Genomic DNA, 6,266 nt, shown 5'->3' on the forward strand with positions numbered 1-6,266 from the left:
CAAATACATTGAACAGTATAATAGCGCAGCCGGACAGTGCAAAAAATATTCCCTGGTAAGTGAACGCATGGGATACCAATAAGCAAAGGACGGATATCCAAATGATGCCAAATACGATCATCAGTGATTTAAACGCCCTTAGCGGCCGCAATGCGGATCTGGCTTTTTGTTTTTGCAGCTCCTGTACAATATGCAGGTTCAGTGAAAGCGATCTTTCCAGCTTTTGATCATAAGCCTGCCATAAATTTTTCAGTTCCATCTCATCCATAACCATCAGTTGTTTGTGTTAGCAAATTTTTGTTTCAGTTTTTCCTTTACCCGGCCAATCCTGGTAGCCACATTGGTAGGGGTAAGGCCCAGGATGTCTGCTATTTCCTTATGGCTTTTTTCTTCCAGGTAAAGGATCATTAAAGCCCGGTCCAGCTCATGCAGCGAATTAATGTATTGCCTTAATAACCGTATCTGCTGCTCCGTACCATCGGGCTCCTTATCCGGCGCCAGCTGTAAAAGATCAGGGGTAAGCGGCTGTGCCCGCGCATGCCGCTGCCCCTTGCGGTAAAAGGAGATGGCTACGTTCAGCGCTATCTTATACATCCAGGTAGAGAGCCTGTACTGCTCATCATACCGCTGAAAGGAGCGCCATAGCTGGTAAATAATTTCCTGGCAAAGGTCTTTACGGTCCTCATCATTGCTGCAATACAAATGCGCCACCTTGTAAATAAGGCCCTTGTTTTCCGTAATGATGCGTAAAAATCCCTCAGCTGTTTGTTGCGGAACCATTCGTTTAAATTACAGGTTTTCAATCCATTGTTTGATAGCCACCAGGCTTTTACAGGTAGCAACGGTGTACCATACTGTAATATTCAGCAGCAGCCTTGCAGCAGCGGGTAGTTGTTTCTGTGTTTCCATTCGTTTTCTTTATTATTCGCAGCAGGGCTCCAAAAATCACAGTTCCGGCAAAATATTTTTACTTTTAACGGGAACCATAAAAGTAAACAGCTATGGCGTTCAATGAAATAATGGCCAACAGGGTGCGGGAGATCATTGCAGCCGCCACCAAAAAGGTAGCAGAAAAAAAGATGTTCGGCGGCCTTTGTTTTATGGTAGATGATAAGATCTGTGTAGGCATACGCAAAGATACCATACTGGTGCGCCTGGATCCTGCCGTTTTTGAGCAGGCGCTGGAGCAGGAGGGCTGCCAGCCAATGGTGCATGGGGGCCGGGTAATGAAAGGATATGTGTTTGTGGATGAGAACGTGCTGCACACTAAAAAGCAGCTGTTATACTGGGTGAACCTGGCGCTGGATTTTAACCGCTTTGCCAAACAGGCTAAGAAAAAGTAAAGGCTACCCGCCCGGCCTTTTGCCTCACAGATAACCTTTCTTTTTTGGGGATATAAATGTTTTTATGGAGGTTATTGAAAATTAAGATGCAGCTCTCCCTTACCGTCAAACACACTATTCACTTTCCGCGTTGCTTTCAGATCATCCAGGAAGTTTTGTATAGGCCGCTGCCGGTTCACAATAACAGAATAATGCACGTCCGGCAGTTTAGGATCATCAATATGAATGCGGATGTTATACATTCTTTCCAGCGCATTGCAAATGTCGCGCAGCGGGGTGGCCACATAGATCTGTAACCCATCCAGCCAGGCCAGCACCATGTTCTCCTCAAAAGGCGTTACGGATACCTGCCCGCTTTGTTTGTCAATCGTAGCTGCCAGCCCGGGTTTCAGCGGGGTCATTTTTCCTTTCACATTTACCATTACTTCCCCCTTTACCAATGATACCCGTATATGCCGGTCATAAGTGTTTACATTAAAAGCAGTACCCAGTACAATAATATCCGCCTGCCCGGAGTGGATGGTGAATAAGCGGTTGGCATTGCCCTGCGCTTCAAAATAGGCTTCTCCCTCCACATACACTTCGCGTTTATCCGCTCCAAAAACAGAGGGGAACCGCAGGCTGCTGCCGGCGTTTAGCCGTACCAGGGAGCCGTCTGTTAAAGCGGCGCTATAGGTATAGCCGCGGGGTACAGTCAGGGTGTTCCATTCCCCCTGCCCGTTGCTTTGTTTGGGGGTGATGGTAAGCCGGGTGCTGTCGGCTGTAAAAGTGGCGTCATGTGTACTGGCGGCGCCCAGCTGCACAATGGGCAGGGTATGGCCATCATAGGTTTGCAGGGTGATCACCTCCGCCGCTGCCAGGGCCGGCCGCTGCATCTGCCGCTGAAATACGGCAAGGCCTATGCTGAATAACGCCAGGCAGGCAACCGTGATGGCACGGTTGGTAGGCGGGTGCTTATGCAGCAGCCGTACAAACCGGTCAAATACCCTGAACAATGAACGAATGTAATGGCCCTCATGAAACATGCTCATGTTAAGATCAAGTTGAATGAACAATTCCTGGTTTTCAAAGGAATGGATAACGCGGAAAGTACAGAGCCGCCTTTAATGGTATAGAGGGGGATTACACTTTACGGATACAATACGGGTATTAGTATGATAATGTACTATTCATCCGGAGAGCGGGGCTATTTTTTATGCCCGGCCGGGAACAGCCTTTGTAAACCTCAGGCAGGATTACCACCTCCTATTGTAAACTTTAAACCGGATTAAGTTGCATCGATTTAAGTGTGCCACATCTCTAAGGTGTGGCACACTTATAGATAAGCCATAGATAAGTCCCCTCTTATAAGGGTGAGCTTATAGAGAGCTTACATACGGCTTACATACGGCTTATAGGGGGCTTATCTATTTTCTGCAACCGGTTGTTGCTACCGGAACAGTTGAAGGCCCCATCCTTAAACCACCTGACAAACCCCGATATTTTTTATAACTTACCACCCTTCAATTAAAAGCAGTGAATGTGAGCTCACCAGCCGGCAACCGTTATTTAGCAGCCATTTTATTCCTATTAGTGATAAACGGCGCCTATGCCCAAACAAAAGATCCAATAGCTTATGTAGATCCCTTTATTGGTACCGCTAAAAGCAGCGTGCTTACCAAATGGGGCAGTGAGGGCGGCGCCTATCCCGGCGCTGTAGCGCCCTGGGGTAATATTCAGCTAACACCGGAAACCCGTGTTAGCGGGGCAAGGGGGTATGATTACAGCGATACTTCCATTTACTACTTCAGCTGCCTGCACCACCATAGCGGCTTTCCCGGCGGCTCCGCAGGCCAGTTATTCATAATGCCGGTGAACAGCCTGGATACCTTTCAGCCGGGCGCCTATCACCGCCGCTTTTTACATACTGAAGAAAAGGCATCGCCGGGGTATTACCGGGTGCTGTTCCCCGATAATAACACCCTGGTAGAGGCTACGGCCACCACCCGCACAGGCCTGTTCCGTTTTACTTTTGCGCCGGGCGTAATACCGCAGCTGTTTATTGGCGATGGCCAGCGCTTTAATACCGTTACCCGTTTTGACCTGGCCTATACTCATAAAAAAGCCGTGGAAGGCGGCACCCTGTTTACGTTTGCAGCTGCAGCAGCCGGCCCTACTACCTTAATACTGAAGCTAAGCACCTCCACTGTAGGGCAGGAAAGCGCCGCCCGTAACATTGCCGTGGAGCTGGATAGCGCTTTTGACCGCATCCATGCGCGTACCCGTGCCGCCTGGGCCAAAGCCCTGTCAGTAGCGGAGGTAAAGGATAGTGATGAAGCGCATAAAACCGTTTTTTACACCGCCTTATACCACGCCCTGTTAATGCCCTGGATCATTTCCGATACAGATGGCGGCTACCGCGGCGCTGATGGAAATATTTACCCGGTAAGCGGGGCCGCGCAATACGGCGGCTTCTCGCCCTGGGATACCTTCCGTTCCCTGCACCCCCTGCTATGCCTGTTGTTCCCATCGGTACAAAAGGATATGGTGTTATCCATGCTGGATGTGTATCAGCAAACCGGCCACCTGCCGGTGGAGTCCATGACGGGCAACCATGCAGTGCCCATTATTACCGATACCTACCTGAAAGGCATACCGGGCATTGATAGTAAGCTGGCTTACAAGGCCCTGCAAAAAAGCCATGCAGATACGCCTTTCCTGCAGCCCGACCTGGCAGTGTACCAGCAGCAGGGCTACATTCCCTATACTTACCCGGAATCCGTGACCCGCACCGTGGAGTATGCCTATGACGACTGGGCGCTGGCGCAGTTTGCAGAAAAGGTGATGCACCGCAGTGATGATGCCGCTGCATACCTGCAAAGAAGTTATGCCTACCGTAATCTTTTTCATGCCGGTGAAATGTTTATGCTGCCGCGTAATGGGGATGACTATAAGCTGCAGCCCGGCACCACCGGGTATAAGGAAGGGGATGCATGGATCTACTCTTATTTTGTGCCGCAGCACCCGCAGGACTTAATAAACCTGATGGGCGGCCGGCAGCTGTTCACCCGGCGGCTGGATGCTGCGCTTACCAACGGGCAGATCATTTTTGATAATGAAACCGTATTCCATGTGCCCTGGCTGTTCAATGAGGCCGGCGCAGCGCAGTACACACAAAAATGGATCCACGATATCTTATACCACCGCTTTACGCCCACTCCTGGCGGGCTGCCGGGCAATGATGATCTGGGCAGCACCTCCAGCTGGTATATATTCAGCGCCCTGGGTATTTACCCGGCCTGCCCCGGTAAGCCGGAGTATAGCATAGGCGCGCCCCTGTTCCAATCCGTAAAGCTGCACCTGGAAAACGGTAAAACGTTCACCATTAAACGCAGCACAGCGCCGGGCGCTTACATTCGTTCTGTAAGCCTCAATAAGCAGCCGTATGGCCATATTCATCTTTCGCATGCACAGGTAATAGCCGGCGGGGAAATGGTGTTTAATACCGCAGCTGCGCCGGTGCAGCAATGGCCTTTGCAGGATAGCGTAACTACTGAGCAGCCGGAGTTTCAGCTGAAGGAATACCACCTGTCTGCAAACAAAGTAACACCGCATGAGCTTTTTTACCTGCATTTCACACTAAGCAATAACGGCAGTATAGGTACCAAACAGCTGCAGGTGCTGGTGAACGGGCAGGTGTATGCGTACAGGAATTGTTTGGTGAATAAAGGAGCCAGTGTAACCGACAGTATACCGCTGCGTTTATACAAAACCGGTACAACCAGCATAACCATAAAAGGTTTGCCTGCACAGGCAGTAACAGTTACAAAACCACCAACGCCTTACCCCGCCTTGCCGGAGGTGCAGCAGCTGGCTATACGACCCCTGGTGCAAAAGGGCGATACGCAGCAGCTTACTTTTACCGTACAGAATATTGGCGGCGAGGCCCGTACCTTTCAGCTGCCCATCCGCCTGCAGGATAGTGTGATCAATACCCTGAAGCTTACCCTGCAACCGGGCCGGCAAAAGAATATTACCCAACAGTTTGTTGCAAAACAGGCCGGCTGGCAGCAGCTGCAGGCCGGCGATGTAAAAGAAAAGTTCAGGGTATATGCCACGCCCCTTGAAACCCTGCTGCTGGACCTGCAGTTCCGGCAAACAGACAGCCTGGTTACAGACCATTCCGGCTTTAATAACCACGGGCATATTATTTCCACCCAGGCAGCTACCGGCAAAGCCGGGGTGTTATTGAGCGAACAATGTTATGTGGAAGTACCCAATGCACGCAGCCTGGATGTAATGGGCAATACCATTACCATGATGGCCTGGGTATACCCGGAGCGGGGAATAACAGGCGGCAACGGGCTTACAGATGTTTTCACCAAAGGGGATGCCCATGTGCTGCAGATAGCCAATAATAAAGACCTTACCTTTTTTGCCGGCGGCTGGGGCCGGGGCGATGTGAGCACGCCTTTGCCGGACAACTGGTTCGGGCACTGGCACCATATAGCAGGGGTATGTGATGGCGCCAGCTTACGCATTTACATAGATGGTGTTTTAAAGGCCACTACCCGGCTGGATGGGCCTGTGAACCTGTCCATCACCAATAAATGGACGCTGGGCCGTAATGAGGAATTTCCTAACGCCCGCATTTTTAACGGGTATATGGATCATGTAAAAGTATTTGCCGCACCGCTCTCCACACAGGAAATTATCAGGGTTATGGAGCCTGCGCCGGCTTACGGGGCTGCCGTAAAATAACTTACTTTTACATCCCTTAATAAAACCATGCATATGTCAGCTGTAGCAGTACGTCCTATACAACCGGAAGATAATTTGAAGCTGGCCGCCATTGTGCGCAATGCGCTGGCCGAACATAAGCTCAATAAGCCAGGTACGGTGTTTACAGACCCAACTACGGATAACCTGTATAAGCTGTTTGAT

At 50.4% G+C, this 6,266-nt stretch carries 5 protein-coding genes; 2 read left to right on the forward strand and 3 right to left on the reverse strand.

What is annotated here, in order from left to right:
* Both VIM87_RS24035 and VIM87_RS24040 read right to left on the reverse strand, forming a co-directional pair.
* Positions 1-268 (reverse strand): hypothetical protein (locus tag VIM87_RS24035; protein WP_331999470.1); only part of this gene is annotated, 268 nt, incomplete at its 3' end.
* Positions 269-273: 5 nt separating this feature from the next.
* Entirely contained in the window at positions 274-780 is a 507-nt protein-coding gene (locus VIM87_RS24040) for a sigma-70 family RNA polymerase sigma factor (protein WP_331999471.1), read from the reverse strand.
* A gap of 221 nt (positions 781-1,001) precedes the next feature.
* Here VIM87_RS24040 and VIM87_RS24045 point away from each other — a divergent pair, with 221 nt between their 5' ends.
* A complete protein-coding gene (locus tag VIM87_RS24045) occupies positions 1,002-1,343 on the forward strand; it encodes a TfoX/Sxy family protein (RefSeq protein WP_331999472.1) in 342 nt (113 codons plus the stop codon).
* A 71-nt stretch (positions 1,344-1,414) separates the two neighbouring features.
* Here the strand turns inward: VIM87_RS24045 and VIM87_RS24050 are convergent, their stop codons facing one another.
* Entirely contained in the window at positions 1,415-2,374 is a 960-nt protein-coding gene (locus VIM87_RS24050; RefSeq protein WP_331999473.1) for a FecR family protein, read from the reverse strand.
* Between the two features lie 490 nt (positions 2,375-2,864).
* Here VIM87_RS24050 and VIM87_RS24055 point away from each other — a divergent pair, with 490 nt between their 5' ends.
* The gene (locus VIM87_RS24055) at positions 2,865-6,083 is read left to right on the forward strand and encodes a GH92 family glycosyl hydrolase (protein WP_331999474.1); all 3,219 of its coding nucleotides are present in this window, start codon (positions 2,865-2,867) and stop codon (positions 6,081-6,083) included.
* Positions 6,084-6,266 lie beyond the last annotated feature (183 nt).

Source organism: Chitinophaga sp., assembly GCF_036569125.1.
Lineage (GTDB): Bacteria > Bacteroidota > Bacteroidia > Chitinophagales > Chitinophagaceae > Chitinophaga.